Source organism: Pantoea sp. XY16 (genome assembly GCF_025153065.1).
Lineage (GTDB): Bacteria > Pseudomonadota > Gammaproteobacteria > Enterobacterales > Enterobacteriaceae > Pantoea > Pantoea alfalfae.
In genome coordinates this window covers 413,208-427,498 of the sequence record NZ_JANZNP010000005.1, presented here as the reverse complement: position 1 = coordinate 427,498, position 14,291 = coordinate 413,208, and the positions used below count along the sequence as shown (strand labels likewise).

The 14,291-nt window shown below is 52.3% G+C and carries 14 protein-coding genes and 1 pseudogene; 7 read left to right on the top strand and 8 right to left on the bottom strand.

Translation table 11 applies throughout. The features are described 5' to 3' along the window. Window positions 1-15: 15 nt before the first annotated feature. Window positions 16-640 (bottom strand): annotated as a pseudogene (locus N1689_RS09780) (LysE family translocator). 476 nt (window positions 641-1,116) lie between these two features. Here N1689_RS09780 and N1689_RS09775 point away from each other — a divergent pair. Further along, entirely contained in the window at window positions 1,117-1,590 is a 474-nt protein-coding gene (locus N1689_RS09775; RefSeq protein WP_222925556.1) for an Lrp/AsnC family transcriptional regulator, read from the top strand. A 3-nt stretch (window positions 1,591-1,593) separates the two neighbouring features. Here the strand turns inward: N1689_RS09775 and N1689_RS09770 are convergent, their stop codons facing one another. Further along, a complete protein-coding gene (locus N1689_RS09770; protein WP_237566742.1) occupies window positions 1,594-2,103 on the bottom strand; it encodes a GNAT family N-acetyltransferase in 510 nt (169 codons plus the stop codon). Here N1689_RS09770 and N1689_RS09765 point away from each other — a divergent pair. The 3 genes from N1689_RS09765 (at window position 2,098) to N1689_RS09755 (ending at window position 3,786) form a co-directional block, all read left to right on the top strand. After that, window positions 2,098-2,331, top strand: coding sequence for a hypothetical protein (locus tag N1689_RS09765; protein ID WP_253417782.1), 234 nt, complete (start codon window positions 2,098-2,100; stop codon window positions 2,329-2,331). The genes N1689_RS09770 and N1689_RS09765 overlap by 6 nt on opposite strands. Beyond that, a complete protein-coding gene (locus N1689_RS09760) occupies window positions 2,328-3,128 on the top strand; it encodes an SDR family oxidoreductase (protein ID WP_161736127.1) in 801 nt (266 codons plus the stop codon). The genes N1689_RS09765 and N1689_RS09760 overlap by 4 nt, the downstream gene beginning before the upstream one ends. 181 nt (window positions 3,129-3,309) lie before the next feature. After that, entirely contained in the window at window positions 3,310-3,786 is a 477-nt protein-coding gene (locus N1689_RS09755; RefSeq protein WP_161736126.1) for a glutathione peroxidase, read from the top strand. A 241-nt stretch (window positions 3,787-4,027) separates the two neighbouring features. On the opposite strand, the gene N1689_RS09750 is transcribed toward N1689_RS09755, so the two are convergent. Next, window positions 4,028-4,756 carry an SDR family NAD(P)-dependent oxidoreductase gene (locus tag N1689_RS09750; RefSeq protein WP_222925554.1) on the bottom strand — a complete coding sequence of 243 codons (729 nt, stop codon included), beginning with the start codon at window positions 4,754-4,756 and terminating at the stop codon, window positions 4,028-4,030. A 98-nt stretch (window positions 4,757-4,854) separates the two neighbouring features. On the opposite strand from N1689_RS09750, the gene N1689_RS09745 reads away from it, so the two are divergent. After that, window positions 4,855-5,238: a helix-turn-helix domain-containing protein gene (locus N1689_RS09745; RefSeq protein ID WP_222925553.1), complete on the top strand. Its 384-nt coding sequence runs from the start codon at window positions 4,855-4,857 to the stop codon at window positions 5,236-5,238. Window positions 5,239-5,348: 110 nt separating this feature from the next. Here N1689_RS09745 and N1689_RS09740 read toward each other — a convergent pair whose 3' ends face one another. Further along, window positions 5,349-6,596, bottom strand: coding sequence for a sensor domain-containing diguanylate cyclase (locus N1689_RS09740; RefSeq protein ID WP_260058720.1), 1,248 nt, complete (start codon window positions 6,594-6,596; stop codon window positions 5,349-5,351). A 760-nt stretch (window positions 6,597-7,356) separates the two neighbouring features. Between N1689_RS09740 and N1689_RS09735 the strand changes: the two genes are divergently transcribed. Further along, the gene (locus N1689_RS09735; protein ID WP_161736918.1) at window positions 7,357-8,130 is read left to right on the top strand and encodes a hypothetical protein; all 774 of its coding nucleotides are present in this window, start codon (window positions 7,357-7,359) and stop codon (window positions 8,128-8,130) included. A 113-nt stretch (window positions 8,131-8,243) separates the two neighbouring features. Here the strand turns inward: N1689_RS09735 and N1689_RS09730 are convergent, their stop codons facing one another. Together N1689_RS09730 and N1689_RS09725 are read right to left on the bottom strand one after the other, a co-directional pair. Continuing rightward, window positions 8,244-8,570 carry a hypothetical protein gene (locus N1689_RS09730; protein WP_161736919.1) on the bottom strand — a complete coding sequence of 109 codons (327 nt, stop codon included), beginning with the start codon at window positions 8,568-8,570 and terminating at the stop codon, window positions 8,244-8,246. A 184-nt stretch (window positions 8,571-8,754) separates the two neighbouring features. Continuing rightward, entirely contained in the window at window positions 8,755-9,825 is a 1,071-nt protein-coding gene (locus N1689_RS09725; RefSeq protein ID WP_260058717.1) for a LacI family DNA-binding transcriptional regulator, read from the bottom strand. A gap of 266 nt (window positions 9,826-10,091) precedes the next feature. Between N1689_RS09725 and N1689_RS09720 the strand changes: the two genes are divergently transcribed. Beyond that, complete coding sequence (locus N1689_RS09720) at window positions 10,092-11,354, top strand: maltoporin (protein WP_260058716.1); 1,263 nt, start codon at window positions 10,092-10,094, stop codon at window positions 11,352-11,354. A gap of 106 nt (window positions 11,355-11,460) precedes the next feature. Here the strand turns inward: N1689_RS09720 and N1689_RS09715 are convergent, their stop codons facing one another. Continuing rightward, the gene (locus N1689_RS09715) at window positions 11,461-11,775 is read right to left on the bottom strand and encodes a glucose PTS transporter subunit EIIB (RefSeq protein WP_150015418.1); all 315 of its coding nucleotides are present in this window, start codon (window positions 11,773-11,775) and stop codon (window positions 11,461-11,463) included. Window positions 11,776-12,221: 446 nt separating this feature from the next. Next, complete coding sequence (locus tag N1689_RS09710) at window positions 12,222-14,282, bottom strand: beta-galactosidase (protein WP_260058715.1); 2,061 nt, start codon at window positions 14,280-14,282, stop codon at window positions 12,222-12,224. Window positions 14,283-14,291 lie beyond the last annotated feature (9 nt).

Genomic DNA, 14,291 nt, shown 5'->3' with positions numbered 1-14,291 from the left:
CTGAGGTGCTGGCTTTTACAAAGTCTTTATCACCATGCCGACTGCGGCCAGCATCATAATGAATCCGGCTGCACGGAAAATGTGTCGTTGCGCTTTTTCACTGGTGAGAAGGTGGCGTATTCTGAGCGCAGCAAGTATAAAAACCGCGCCTACACCCAAAAGGACAATCACGGTTAGCGGTACCAGAATTCCTCCCCACATCTTCAATGATGCATTATCCAGAGAGATTACCAGAGGCAATATTGCCAGATAAAAAGCGATGGTTTTAGGATTTCCCAGCGTGATGGTCAGCCCTGAAAACCAGGCTGAAGCCAGTTCTCGTTTTGTCGCTTTCCGGGCAATGTTTATAGTCTGAGACTGGTGACACCAGAATTTCCATGCCAGCATACATAGATAGAGTGATGCAGCCCAGTTAATCAGAGCGAAGAGAAGTATAGGTATGAGCGATCACCGCCAGCCCAAATACCGCTATAGATAAATAGATTAAGTCTCCGAGAATAAGGCCGGCCAGCATCGTAAAGCCCGTCACCGCCCCACCACTTACACTGCGAGCGACTAATGCAGTCATACCCGGACCCGGAATTACGGCAGCTAAACCGAGCGCAGCCGTATAAGCTATTATCTGAGCGGCATCTGACATGATGATTCCTTTTAGTATCTAATTTCAGGAAGATCGGTTTGATATAATGTCTTAAACATATCTGGCCTGAGTGAAAACGGAGTAACTCAGGCAGTAATAGCCTTAGTTGTTTTTAATCCTTTTTTGCTCGTGGTGCGCGTATCTGGCTCCATTATTAAGCTTGCCTGTTTTAATGATATTAACTGCCATGCACCGTCCGTTATTTTATCGATGTAACACTGCGGGATGCACATGACTCAATCTGCATGGGTGCCTGAGAAATATGGCGTATCCCATGCGCCATTTAAAATAAAAATGCCAAAACAGATTAAATGCAGATTCAGATCCCCCCCAAAACCGTGTGTAATAACTGTTTAGATAGTGAATTTATTATGCAGAAATGATGCGGAAAATTGTTACCTATATCATTTACTAAATGCCGCTTTTAAGGTAAAAACAACCCTTTAATGCTCATGAAAAGAAAGGAATTTCCTCATATAGCCCTTAGTCTGACAGATATGAAAATCCTTAAAATTTTACAGGATGATGCTCGCGTCACTAACCAGGTGCTGGCAGAGAAAATAAACCTGTCAGCTTCTCCCTGCTGGCGCAAGGTCCGCAAGCTCGAAGAAGATGAAGTTATTCAGGGCTACCGTGCGGTTCTTGATCGCAAAAAAATTGGTCTGGGTGTGATGGTTTTCATTCGGGTCGTCATTGACAGTCATAGTGAGGCGGAGGCCAGAAAATTTGAAGAAGAAGTGACCGCGCTGGAGGATGTGGTTGCCTGTTATAGCATCGGAGGGGATGCCGACTTTCTGCTACAGGTTGTAGCATCAGATCTGGACTCTTATGCTGATTTTGCCATGTCAGTGGTACGCAGATTGCCAGGCATCAAAGAAATGCAGAGCATGTTTGTGCTTAAAGAAATCAAACCACTCGTCACTTATCCGATTAAGAAAACCCCTGAATAAATATCATTTCAGGATTTTCGCAAAGCACACCGCCTCTTTGCGATTAATGTAGGGTCCATAATTATCAATCCGTTCATAACCCTTTCTCAGATAAAAATTTACAGCCTTATGGTTAACAGAACGCGTTTCAAGCCAGATTTGGCTATAACCCACACTAAGGGCAGCGTTTTCCAGGAAAGTGAGCAAAGCACCACCAATAGCCGGGGAACTACGATCTGAGAACATCCTTTTGAGTTCGGCAATATGTCCGGTTAACGGTCTGATTGCGCCACACCCTACTGCTCTGCCCTTGTCGTTTCTGGCAATTACCCAAAGCGATCTCATATCATTCAAAGAGTCCATGGTGAAGTTACTGTTGCCGCCATCACCAGTAATCGCCGCAAGCTTAGCTGACAGTTTACTTACCAGAAGTTGTGACTCTGCTGAGCGAGGATCTGCTTTTTCGACCGTTATCATGCTGATACCCTTTTTGATGATTACAGTCAGGATAAAAGGAGATGAACCCAAATGCATCACGGTCATTTTCCGCCAATCCCGATACCGACCACAACATCAACCAACCCCGCACTTCGCATCTATAATTCAGTGTCCCAGGCCCATGCGCGCGATCCGGCCACCAGCTCTCTCATCGTATGGGTGTCTGAAAATCGTGGTGTCAGCGATACCTCGATTTTCAATGCCATGATGAAGCCCGCCGGATTTAACAAGCTCATCATTTACAGAATTAAGGAAGCCACATGATCTTATCACTCGAAAATCAGGTTGCACTGGTTACCGGCGCTAGCTCAGGTCTCGGCTATGCCTGCGCAGAAGCACTTGCCAAAGCAGGTGCCGGTGTGGTGGTTAACTACCATAGCCAGGCGGAACCTGCCGAAGAGCTGGTTGAAAAAATCCGTGCAGACGGTGGACGCGCCATTGCAGTAAAGGGAGACGTATCAAAAGAGGCTGATGTAGAAAATCTCTTTGCCCAGACGATTGCTGAATTCGGCAGGCTGGATATCCTGGTGGCTAACTCAGGGCTGCAGAAAGATGCGCCTTCCATTGAGATGTCGCTTGCAGACTGGAATACCGTTCTGGACGTGAACCTGACCGGGCAGTTCCTTTGCGCACGGGCTGCGCTGCGTCAGTTTCGTGACCAGGAGCACCGCCCGGAGATCAGTCGGGCTGTAGGTAAGATCATTCATATGAGCTCGGTTCATCAGCTCATTCCCTGGGCCGGACATGTTAATTACGCCGCCTCAAAAGGCGGGGTTGATTTGCTGATGAAAAGCCTGGCACAGGAAGTAGGCGAAGATCGCATACGCGTAAACTCAGTCGCACCCGGCGCTATCGCGACTGCCATTAACGAAGAAGCGACCCAGGGCGAAGCGGGTAAAGCGTTGTTAAAACTCATCCCTTATGGGCGTATCGGTGCGGCGGAAGATGTGGCGAATGCAGTGGTCTGGCTGGCCAGTGATCTTTCCGACTATGTTCATGGCACTACACTGTTTATCGATGGTGGGATGAGTCTTTATCCCGGATTTCGCGATAATGGTTAAGTGATGTGTCTGGAATGATATTAACTACCTGGCGGTAAGAGTGCTGCTCTTCCCGCCAGGTGCATTCAGCGATTGCTCGCGCCGCTGATATCGAACCAGACACTCAATCTCGTGATCCAACGCCGTTATCCGCACTGTGCTAATGTTGACGGACAACAGGTTCCGCTCTGAGGATTGCATCATGTCTCCCTTTTATCAACTCTCTGCCACCAGCCTGAATGGTCAGCCAATCCCGATGGCCGACTATGCTGGCAAGGTGGTTCTGGTGGTGAATACCGCCAGTCATTGTGGATTCACGCCACAATATGCAGGGCTTGAAACACTCTACAAAAAGTATGCCGCTCAGGGCCTGGTGATACTCGGTTTTCCCTGTAACCAGTTCGGTAAACAGGAACCGGGTAGTGCCGATGACATCGCGCAGACATGCCACATCAACTATGGTGTGAGTTTTCCTATGTCAGGAAAAGTAGACGTTAACGGCACCGGAACGCACCCGATTTTCCGTTACCTGAAAGAAGAATTACCCGGCGTGCTGGGTGGCCGTATTAAATGGAACTTCACTAAGTTCCTGATTGGGCGTGATGGCAAACCCATCAAACGATTTGCCCCGACCACTACGCCGGAAAAAATGGAAGCTGCCATTCTGGCTGCACTTTAAGAGGGTGAGAGTGGGGATGGGCCATTAATGTAGAAGATGAAATTAACGATGTTCAGAGCCCGACATTTATTATTCTTTGTGCTCTTGTCAATTTGGAACTTATCTGCCGATATCAGCGAATACTCAGCCTTTACTCGCTTCGCAACCTGATACCTGCGAAAGCTTCAATGGGCAAAGTGATTTTGCTGATGGTCAGAATGGCGTCACAGGCACGATAACCCGTGACGCTCTCAAGGGTATTTTATGCAATCATCCCGCCATCAATCACCAGCTCGGTGCCACTGATATAGCTGCTTTCATCTGAAGCCAGGAACAGTGCCGCAGCCGCCACCTCCTCAGGATTTCCCAGCCGCTTTGCCGGGATCCGGGCGGTCAGCGTCTGCCTGACTTCATCGCTGGCCCGGTCAAACATCGGGGTATTGGTCGGACCAGGACTCAGCGTGTTGACCCTGATGCCGCGCGGTGCCAGCTCACTATTCCAGGTGCGGGCATAAGACCGTACCGCGGCCTTGCTGGCGGAATAGCTGCCATAACCGGGATTCGCTATCGCGCCCGCAACGGAACCCACCAGCACGACACTGCTGCCCTCGCCCATCAGCCGCACTGCGTGCTGCACCGTCAGCACCATGGCTCGCACATTCAGATTAAAAGCGCGATCGATGTGTTCTTCCGTGGTCTCTTCCAGGCTGGCCGGTTCTGACACACCTGAAGCGTTGACGAGGATATCAAGGCGACCCGCTCTGGTGCCCAGGGTTTCGAACAGACGCGCAAGGTCATTTGAGCGGGTGATATCGCCCTGAATGGCCTCGACCTGACCGCCGATCAGTGCGACTGCCTCAGCCAGCTGCGCTTCCCGTCGGCCGATGATAAAAACGCGTGCACCTTCCTCTGCAAAACGGCGAGCGACAGCAAGACCGATACCGCTATTACCCCCGGTGACAAGGGCGATTTTTCCACTCAGTTTCATCATTGCGACTCCGGATAGAGGTTAGACACCTGATGGTATATTTATTATATTTAGTGTCAATTACGCACCTGATGTACACCAGATATCCTAAAGGAAACCTCATGGCAACTGATATCACCCAGCTACTGGCCGAGATCAACAGCACGCGCCCTGTCCTGGAACAGGTAGCGAATAAGTGGTCGGTCTTAATCCTGACTGTATTATGCTCTCAGCCCTCACGTTTTAATGCCATCAAACGCAGGCTCGACCCCATCACCCATAAATCTCTGACAGAGGCCTTACGCCGGCTGGAACGCAACGGACTGGTAAGCCGCCGTGTGATTGCTTCATCGCCAGTGGCGGTCGAATATGCGATTACGCCGCTGGGACGGACATTGCAGGATCCTTTCGTCGCGCTGGTGAACTGGGCAAAGCAACATGGAGGTGCCATGGAGCAGGCGCAGGTGGATTATGATGAAGGGCGGGATAGCGAAGAATCTGCATGAACTTAGCCTGAGCGACGTTCCTGCATGTTGATAGCGTAGGGTGATGAGCAGATAAGTGCAGGATAACCACTTAAGGAGTGAAAGCGGAGACGCGCCATCATATACAACGGCTACTCCGCTGCTGGCTCAAAAAACTGATAAGAACCATCACGTCGTGCTTTAGCCTGATACATCGCCTTATCTGCATTCTCGAATAACATTTTAGCCGTTGCTGTCCCGAAGCGGGCAAGGCTGATACCAATCGCTGCGCCGATGCGTACATCCATGCTATTGATGGCGAAAGGTGCATGCAGACTGTCAATAATCCGCAGGGCAATAGTTGACGCGGCCTCGTGATTGCTGCATTTAGCAGCCACAACAAACTCATCACCACCCAGTCGGGCAACAGAGTCGCCCGGACGCATACAGTGCTGCAGCCGTTCACTGACCTGCTGCAGCAGGGCATCGCCTGTTGCATGACCCATCAGATCGTTCACCGCCTTGAAGCCATTCAAATCGATAAACATCACCGTGGTGTAGGCCTGATCGTCTGCCTGCGCCAGCATGAATCCCACCTTCTCGTTAATCCAGGCACGATTGTGCAGCCCGGTCAGCGTGTCCAGGGTTGCCAGCCTCTCAAGATTACGCATCCGTTCTTTGTCCCGCGTGATGTCGCGCGACACCAGCACGGCACCAATATTTTTTCCTGAACTGGGATTGATGACGCCACAGGCTTTGGTACCCAGTGAGATGTAATGGCCGTCGCGATGCAGTTTACGCACCTCAACGACATCCGGCAGTACCCCGCCGCTGAAGATGCATCCCAGCGCTTCGGTAGCTAACTCGCGGTCATCGGGGTGCAGGAAATCCACGACCAGTTGCCCCACAACCTCTTCGGTTGTCCAGCCTATGATTTCGCTGTAAGAGGGAGAAATTGATACGTATCTGCCCTCCGCGTCGCAATGGGCGATCAGATCGGTACTGTTTTCAATCAGAAGACGATATTCCGCCGCCGTGCGCAGTGCATCTTCCAGCGCTTTACGCTGCCCGGTCACATCCAGAATAAAGCCGTTGTATTGCAGATGGGAGGTGCCAGGCTGGCAATCCGGCAGGCCGGAAACAAGAACCCGACGCGTCTTGCCATCAAGACAATGAATCGGCACTTCAATATGGAAAGGCCTCAGCAATTCCAGGGCTGCAGTCAGTTGCAGTGCGATCTTTGCATCGTCGTCAGCCTGCGCCAGTCTCAGCCATGAACTCAGCGTCACGCCTTTAAGCTCAGGTATCAGACCCGCAGGACTTTCCTGACTGGCGATGCAGATCCCCTGAGCATCCGTAGACCAAACAGCGGTAAAAGAAGGTTTGATCATTGGATTCATGGTGGCCGACTCCGACGTTGCTGACGATGTTAAATAAGTTCAATACACGTCGCTACAGACCTGATTATAACCGTTAATGCCTGCCTGTAGCTGAGGGAGGCTATGGATAAGGGTTCAGTATTGCGGGCCGTGATAAATGCTGGTGGAAACTGAGGCCTTACCGGCAGCAGTTTCTGAGGTGCCTTCTCCTGTGGCATTACGTAAAGCTATCAGGTTGCAGTGTCAGAAGTATGAGTCTGTGTATATCGGCTCATCGGGACATAATCTTTAATCACGGCTTGTTGTCTGATGGCTGTGAACCCTGGAACCGGCAGAACATTGTTCCGACAGTAAATCCCTGCGGGTTTTGGGGCGTCACTCAGTCATGTCATTCCGGCTGGCTGAATGGCGGAGGGACTGATAGCCAGACTGACAAAGACTAAGCTGCTGACAATTAATTGCGCTTCACAATTTGTTAATTTTTTTTACTCGCAGATAATGTGCTGTCAGAAAGAGCCATCTGAGCCATTCTGAAAAGCCCTTCAGGGCAGTGAGGATTTAACACCCCGCAAGACGTATAAAAAATCTTTTAATACAGAATCATAATAGCACCTGGCCTTTAAAAACTGCTTATCGTGGCGCATTTCCATCCTCAAGGCAGCAGTAAAAAACCGGTCGAAAATTTCTCTCACCTCTTGTGCAGCTTAATCTTTCCTTAAGATTAATCCTATAACATCTCCGCTGTATTAGCCCATGCAGGGCTTATCCGGAGAATCACCCTATGCAAAATAACAACACAGCTTCTCACGCTCTGAGTAAAGTTCCGGCCGTTACCGCGGCTTTCTGGTTGACTAAAATCGCTGCAACCACCCTGGGTGAAACCGGCGGCGATGCGGTGACGATGTCGATGAATCTCGGTTACCTGACCGGAACACTGATTTTCGCCATCATCTTTCTGGTCGCTGTCGTAGTGCAGATCAATCGCACCAGCTTCAACAAATGGATCTACTGGTTCACCGTCGTGGCGACGACCACTGTCGGTACAACGATGGCGGACTTTGCCGATCGCTCACTGAACATGGGTTATCTGGGCGGTACGCTGCTGCTGAGCACTCTGCTGATCCTCTCTCTTTTTCTCTGGAAAATGACCTGTGGAACGGTCGCAGTGAGTTCGGTAAACAACGCTGTTACTGAGAGTTTTTACTGGGTCACCATTATGTTTTCTCAGACACTGGGCACAGCATTGGGTGACTGGACGGCAGACAGCGAAGGGCTGGGTTACGATGGCGGGATCCTGCTGTTTGTTGGCGCGCTGGCGATCATCTGGGCGGCAAGTCGCTTTACTTCCCTTTCACGAACCGCGCTGTTCTGGGCAGCCTTTATCCTGACCCGGCCACTGGGTGCCGTTGTCGGTGACTTCCTGGACAAACCTCTTGCTTCAGGCGGACTGGCGCTGAGTCGCTATGGCGCCTCGCTGACGCTGGCACTGATCATCATCGCTTTTCTGGTGGTGCTGCCACAGCGCGCGGCAATGAAGACCGCCCCCGCGAATTAAAAAGCACGACCGGAAGAATTAAAGGTAACGCTTCTTTTTGAACCTGGTCAGGGCCGCCAGTGATGGCGGCTATTTTTTATCTGATCTGTCATCGTCCGTGCAGGTTGTTAAATTCAGGCTGGCCGCTCCAGCGAGACGATAATCCCTTCATGCGCAGCAGAGAGGACGGGCAGACTTTCTACTGGCTCCTGCATTTTCACCCGAAATGCTGTATTGCTGGCATCAAGAAAAACGGTTCTCAGATGCCGGTTGCAGATAAACCAGATTTCGTCACGGTCATTTGAAAGAATGTAGTAAGCATCTGAGGTTTCAGAGGGGTTAAAGCAGCCCAGTGCGCGATAAGCGGTCTGCGGGGTAAAGCCACTGGAAAGCGGCAGCGGCCTGGGGCCATGCGCTAACTCTTCGATCCTGAGGTAAAGTCCCTGTTCAAGCCACAGCATAGTGTCACATCCTGGATGTAGAGGAATCGGGCTGAGCATGCCGGCTGGCTTACAGGTAGTAAGAATGCCCGTTTACCGACCAGCTCAGGCAATAGGTAATTTTTCTGACATTCAGAAACGTTATCCTGATCTGAGCATAGCAGCGAGGTGTTGTTATGCTTTTTTATCTTTGCCTGGCTCCCCGCTACTCAAGCCGGCTGGCAATCAGCCGCAGTTGTTCCGCAATCTGCTTTAAATCACGCTGCTGCTGTCCGGCGATACCGGTCGAGCTGCGCACCACCAGCTTTGCCGGCAGAATCGAGGAGGAACGCTGCTCGTCCTGCTCACTGACCAGCAACAGACGGGCAACCGCCTCTTTGCCCTGCAAATCGAGATCCAGCGACACCGTGGTCAGCGACGGATGGAAAAAGGCACTTTCATAAGTGTCATCGTAGCCAATCACCGAAATCTGCCCAGGCACGGCCACACCTCGCTGATGCAGCGCACTCAGCACACCCAGCGCCATCTGATCGTTGCCCACCAGCAGTGCACTGAACTCTGGCGCTTCACGCAGCAGTTGCAGCACGCCATTGTAACCACTCTGCGCATCCCAGTTACCGTGGCTGATGCTGACCGGCTTCAGACGGTAGCTTTCCAGCGTGTCGAGCCAGCTCTTTAACCGCAGATTGGCGGAGACCGACTGCTCAGGACCCGCCAGCAGGGCAAACTCGCGATGCCCCTGCTCATAGAGGTATTTGACGCTGGCGCGGGTGCCGTCAGCCGGGTTAAACGAAACGTTAAACACTGCGCTGTAGGGATCAACATCAAGGAACAGACAGAGAATATCGTCGTTCTCCTGCACGACCTGCTCAGCAGCGCTGCTCTCCAGCGGGACATTGATGATCACTTTATCCACCCGCTGAGATTTAAGTTCATTGATGCAATCCTGCAGACTTTGATTGACGTTCTCATCAATCATGGCGATCAGCACCTGGTAGTCCGCAGCATTCGCATAACGTTTAACCGCAGCGGCCACCTGTGAGGGCGCATGCAACGCCAGCGAAGTCGTTACCAGACCCAGAGTTGTACTCTGCTTGCCCACCAGCTGCTGAGCCAGGCGGTTGGGTACGTAGCGCAGGGTTTCAATTGCGTGTTCCACCTTGCGCCGCGTTGACTCCGAGACGTTTGCCGACTTATTCAGAACCCTTGATACCGTCTGATACGACACGCCAGCATGACGGGCGACATCCTCTAAGGTGGCATTTTTTGATTTCATAATTCGCATCCCTGATTACCGATGGCGGAATGTTATCACAGCCCTGATGTCAGCCAGACTACCGCAGTCACATTGCGCGAATAAAAAATAAAAGTAATACCTTCACATCGTAAAATTTGGTGATCTGATTCACTAATCGTTACAGATTCCGCCATTTTATTTGCAGTAAATCACACATTATCGCGATTTTATTTGTCACTCATCTGACAAAAAGCGTTTACTGCCGCTGTCATGTGAACGTATTACAAATAAAAACTGAGGATAACATGGAAACAAGGTTACGTACTGCTGCTGTGGCGCTTGCTGCGGCCCTGACCTCCCCGACGCTCTATGCCGCCATCGACAACATCGATTTCCATGGCTATCTGCGTGGTGGCGTTGGCGTATCGCAGGATGGCGGTATTGAAGAGTATCAAAAGAACAAGGTTGGCCGTCTCGGCAATGAAGCCGACACTTATGGCGAGGTTGAGCTGGGCAGCGAAGTCTACAAAAAGGATGACGTCAGTTTTTACGTCGACACCATGGTCAGTATGTTCTCCGACGGCTCAAACGATAACGAAACTACCTTCGGCGACGATGCGCAATTTGGCCTGCGTCAGCTCAACCTGCAGATCAAAGGACTGGTGCCGGGTGATAAAGATGCGGTGATCTGGGGCGGTAAACGCTACTACCAGCGTCACGATCTGCACATCATTGATACCAAGTACTGGAACATCTCGGGTTCAGGTGCCGGTATCGAAAACTACACGCTGGGTCCGGGCGCTATCTCCTTTGCCTGGATTCGTGGCGATGCGAATGACGTGGATTACCGCGTCGATGGCGACAACGACGTCAACATCAACTACCTCGATCTTCGCTATGCCGGCTGGAAACCCTGGAACGGCGCCTGGACCGAATTTGGTATTGATTACGCCATGCCAAACACCACCAACAAACAGAAAGAATATGGTGGCCTGTATAACGCAGATAACGGCGTCATGCTCACCAGTGAAATCAGTCAGGACATGTGGGGCGGCTACCAGAAGCTGGTGTTCCAGTACGCCAACAAAGGTCTGGCGCAGAACATGATTTCGCAGGGCGGCGGCTGGTATGACATGTGGAATGATACTCAAAACGCCACCGGCTACCGCGTGATTAACACCGGTCTGCTTCCGATCACCGACAAGTTCTCACTGAATCAGGTCTTTACCTGGGGATCGGCGGACGATGTCACCGCACAGACCCGCAAAAGTACCCTGCTGTCGCTGGTGGGGCGTGGTCAGTATCAGTTTACGCAGTATGTCCGCGGCATCGGTGAAGTCGGTAGCTTCTGGCAGAAAGATGAAAACAAAGTGGGCAGCGACTATAAAGCGGCAGGACAGAAATATACGCTGGCGCTGGGTCTGGCAGCCGGTCCCGAATTTATGTCTCGTCCGGAACTTCGACTGTTTGCCTCTTACCTGAATGACTCAGAGGATGGACACAGCTTCAAAGACAACACCAGTAATAACACCTGGAACTTCGGCGTACAGGTTGAAGCCTGGTGGTAACCGCGCAATCTCCTCATTGTGATCATTATTGAGCTCTTATGCAGGGGCTTATTTGGATAACCGGCGACGGTTATCCATTTTTTTATTCATATTTCTCGGGCGTCTGTTACTCCGGTTTAAAGAAACGTTCTTCCAGCAGCTGACGCAGCTGGTCGGACTGCTTACCAAAGATCGCATGCACCTCATGCCCCAGAATCACCACGCCAATCGCCCCCGCCTTCTGCAATCCCGCCGTATCCACCGCTTTCAGCGATGTCACCTTCACCCGCAGCCGGGTTAAACAGGCATCCACCTGCTGAATATTGTCACGTCCGCCAAAACAGTTGACCAGACGCTCCAGTAGCGCGCTGTCTACCTCAAGCTCTTCCACCGTCAGCGGCTGCCGACTGAAATATTGCTTAAACGATTTGAGACTCAACATGTGGTTCTCCTTCAGATAATAAAAAGGCGGGCAACTGCCCGCCACTCACGAGTGATAAACGAAAACGCGGGGCAGAATGCCTGGGGCTGCTCACAGAATATACACGCTTCCTGCGCCTATCCTGCAATCAGCCTCTTAAAACCTGCTCTATATCAACAGTTATATGCAGACCTTCCAACAGACAGCTCCCAATCCATAAGCGATGGGGGCATATGCCTGTAGCAAAGCATCACACCGCCCGGATAAAAACGCCGGAAGCGTTTTTGAACAACGCGATGCGTTGGCCCGCTAACGGGCGCACCTCAGGGATGAGATGCGTAATTGCCCCTGCTGAGCGGACATGGATGCCGTCTTTTGCGTCTTTACGGAAGGCATATGCCCCCTGAGCCAGTGCTCAGACTGCCAGCAATCGCCAATGAATTAACTCCTGAGCCTGTACTCCCCCCCTACTCCATTGGCCTACTCAGAACCCGACATCCCCATGGCCCAAGCGTCAGCAATTCCCCCACACCCGAGCCATCAATCAAATCACTCACCCCGACAGGCAACGAGACCTGCTGCGTCTGACCGGTAAAGTTCTGCACAAACAGAAATGCCTGTTCACCATCAGTTCGCCGCTGAACGACAACGCCTGGCGGCAGCTCAGTCGCCAGCGCACGCGGTAACCCAAGCTGCTTAATCAGCGCACCATAAAAATCCCGATGGAACGGCAGATCATTACGTGACGCAATATACCAGGCTTTACCCTGACCAACCCGATTCACCGTCACCGCCGGGGTTCCGGCATAAAAATCACTCTCGTAACTGGCCAGCGCCGTGGCCCCTTCGAGATGAATATGCTCGCAAAGCTCCCGCGCCTGATATGGCCCGCTCAGACCCAGCTCATTGCCGCGCACCCCGCGCACGCCGTTAAACTCCTCATCGGTCAGACTATCGATCTCTTCTGACCAGATGCCGAGCAGCGGCCGCAACGGCCCAGGGAATCCTCCCGGATAACAGAGATCGCTCTCATTCACGATGCCGCTCCAGTAACTGGCCACGAAATGCCCGCCCCGCTCAACATGCTGCTCAACCCGCGCCGCAAAACCGTCGCGTACCATATACAGCATTGGCGCTATCACCAGATCGTAACCGCTGAGATCGCTGTCGCCGTTAATCACATCTACCGCAACACCCTGCTCCCAGAACGCGCGGTAGTGCTCGTTTACCGTACGCTCATAGTGCAGACCAAGATTGCGTGGGCCCTGCGCGTTATCCATTGCCCAGCGACTCTCCCAGTCGAAAATAATCGCGACGCGCGCCTCAACCCGACTGCCCATTACCGGCGTCATGGCCGCCAGCATCCGGCCCAGCTCACTCACTTCACGCCCTGTTCGCGTATCAATATGGCCGACATGATCAACCACCGCGCCGTGAAACTTCTCGACCGATCCCCGACTCTTGCGCCACTGAAAATATTGCACCGCGTCCGCACCATGCGCCACTGCCTGCAGCGAAGAGAGAATATGCATCCCCGGCTTCTTCAGTTTACTGGTCGGCTGCCAGTTCGTTGAGCCAGGCGTCGACTCCATCAATACAAACGGCTTGCCCTGCTTCAGGGTGCGCATCAAATCATGGTACATCGCGGTATAACAGGCGAGCGTGGTCTCATCCTTCTCGTTATGCCACATCGGGTAGCTATCCCAGGAGATAAAATCGAGCGCCGGTGCCAGCTTCCAGTAATCGTAGTCGTAGAAATATTCCATGAAATTAGTGGTCGCGGGCAGATCGGGATTGGCCTGCTTCAGCGGTTTAATCTCCTCCCGACAGAAGTCAGTCACCTGATCGGTCATAAATCGCCGCCAGTCCAGATTCAGACCATGAATCGACATCTCGCCCTGCGGCGCAGGCGACACAATCTGTGACCAGTCTGTGTAGGTATGACTCCAGAAGTCACTCCACCAGGCGAGATTCAGCTTCTCCAGCGTCTCGTAGCGACGCTGCAGCCAGCCGCGAAAGGCCTGCTGACAGCGATCGCAATGACACTCGCCCCCATACTCATTAGAGATATGCCAGCCGACCACCGCCGGATGATGCGCGTAACGCGCGGCCAAGCGGCTATTCATCGCCTGCACTTTCTGGCGATAAACCGGCGAGGTCATACAGTGGTTATGACGGCCACCGTGCAGGGCAGGTACACGATCGCGCCCCACGCGCAACACCTCAGGATACGCCTGCGACATCCAGGCCGGCCTGGCCCCGCTCGGTGTGGCGAGAAACACGGAAATCCCCTGCAGCCAGAGCGTATCGATCACCTCATCCAGCCAGCCAAACTCATAGCGCCCCTCTTCCGGCTCCAGCTTCGCCCAGCTGAAAATACCCACCGACATCACGTTGCAGTTCGCCTGCTTCATCATCGCGACGTCGTCATCAATAATGCCCGGCTGGTGCGCCCACTGTTCCGGATTGTAGTCAGCACCATGCAGCAGCCGGTTAACCCGGGCGCTCAGCGGGGGAAATTTATTCATACCTGGTCC

Excerpts from the sequence above, each read along its gene's own strand:
- N1689_RS09765 (WP_253417782.1), top strand. The coding sequence starts at position 2,098 with ATGCATCACGGTCATTTTCCGCCAATCCCGATACCGACCACAACATCA.
- N1689_RS09770 (WP_237566742.1), bottom strand. The coding sequence starts at position 2,103 with ATGCATTTGGGTTCATCTCCTTTTATCCTGACTGTAATCATCAAAAAG.
- N1689_RS09760 (WP_161736127.1), top strand. The coding sequence starts at position 2,328 with ATGATCTTATCACTCGAAAATCAGGTTGCACTGGTTACCGGCGCTAGC.
- N1689_RS09755 (WP_161736126.1), top strand. The coding sequence starts at position 3,310 with ATGTCTCCCTTTTATCAACTCTCTGCCACCAGCCTGAATGGTCAGCCA.
- N1689_RS09750 (WP_222925554.1), bottom strand. The coding sequence starts at position 4,756 with ATGATGAAACTGAGTGGAAAAATCGCCCTTGTCACCGGGGGTAATAGC.
- N1689_RS09745 (WP_222925553.1), top strand. The coding sequence starts at position 4,855 with ATGGCAACTGATATCACCCAGCTACTGGCCGAGATCAACAGCACGCGC.
- N1689_RS09740 (WP_260058720.1), bottom strand. The coding sequence starts at position 6,596 with ATGAATCCAATGATCAAACCTTCTTTTACCGCTGTTTGGTCTACGGAT.
- N1689_RS09735 (WP_161736918.1), top strand. The coding sequence starts at position 7,357 with ATGCAAAATAACAACACAGCTTCTCACGCTCTGAGTAAAGTTCCGGCC.
- N1689_RS09730 (WP_161736919.1), bottom strand. The coding sequence starts at position 8,570 with ATGCTGTGGCTTGAACAGGGACTTTACCTCAGGATCGAAGAGTTAGCG.
- N1689_RS09725 (WP_260058717.1), bottom strand. The coding sequence starts at position 9,825 with ATGAAATCAAAAAATGCCACCTTAGAGGATGTCGCCCGTCATGCTGGC.
- N1689_RS09720 (WP_260058716.1), top strand. The coding sequence starts at position 10,092 with ATGGAAACAAGGTTACGTACTGCTGCTGTGGCGCTTGCTGCGGCCCTG.
- N1689_RS09715 (WP_150015418.1), bottom strand. The coding sequence starts at position 11,775 with ATGTTGAGTCTCAAATCGTTTAAGCAATATTTCAGTCGGCAGCCGCTG.
- N1689_RS09710 (WP_260058715.1), bottom strand. The coding sequence starts at position 14,282 with ATGAATAAATTTCCCCCGCTGAGCGCCCGGGTTAACCGGCTGCTGCAT.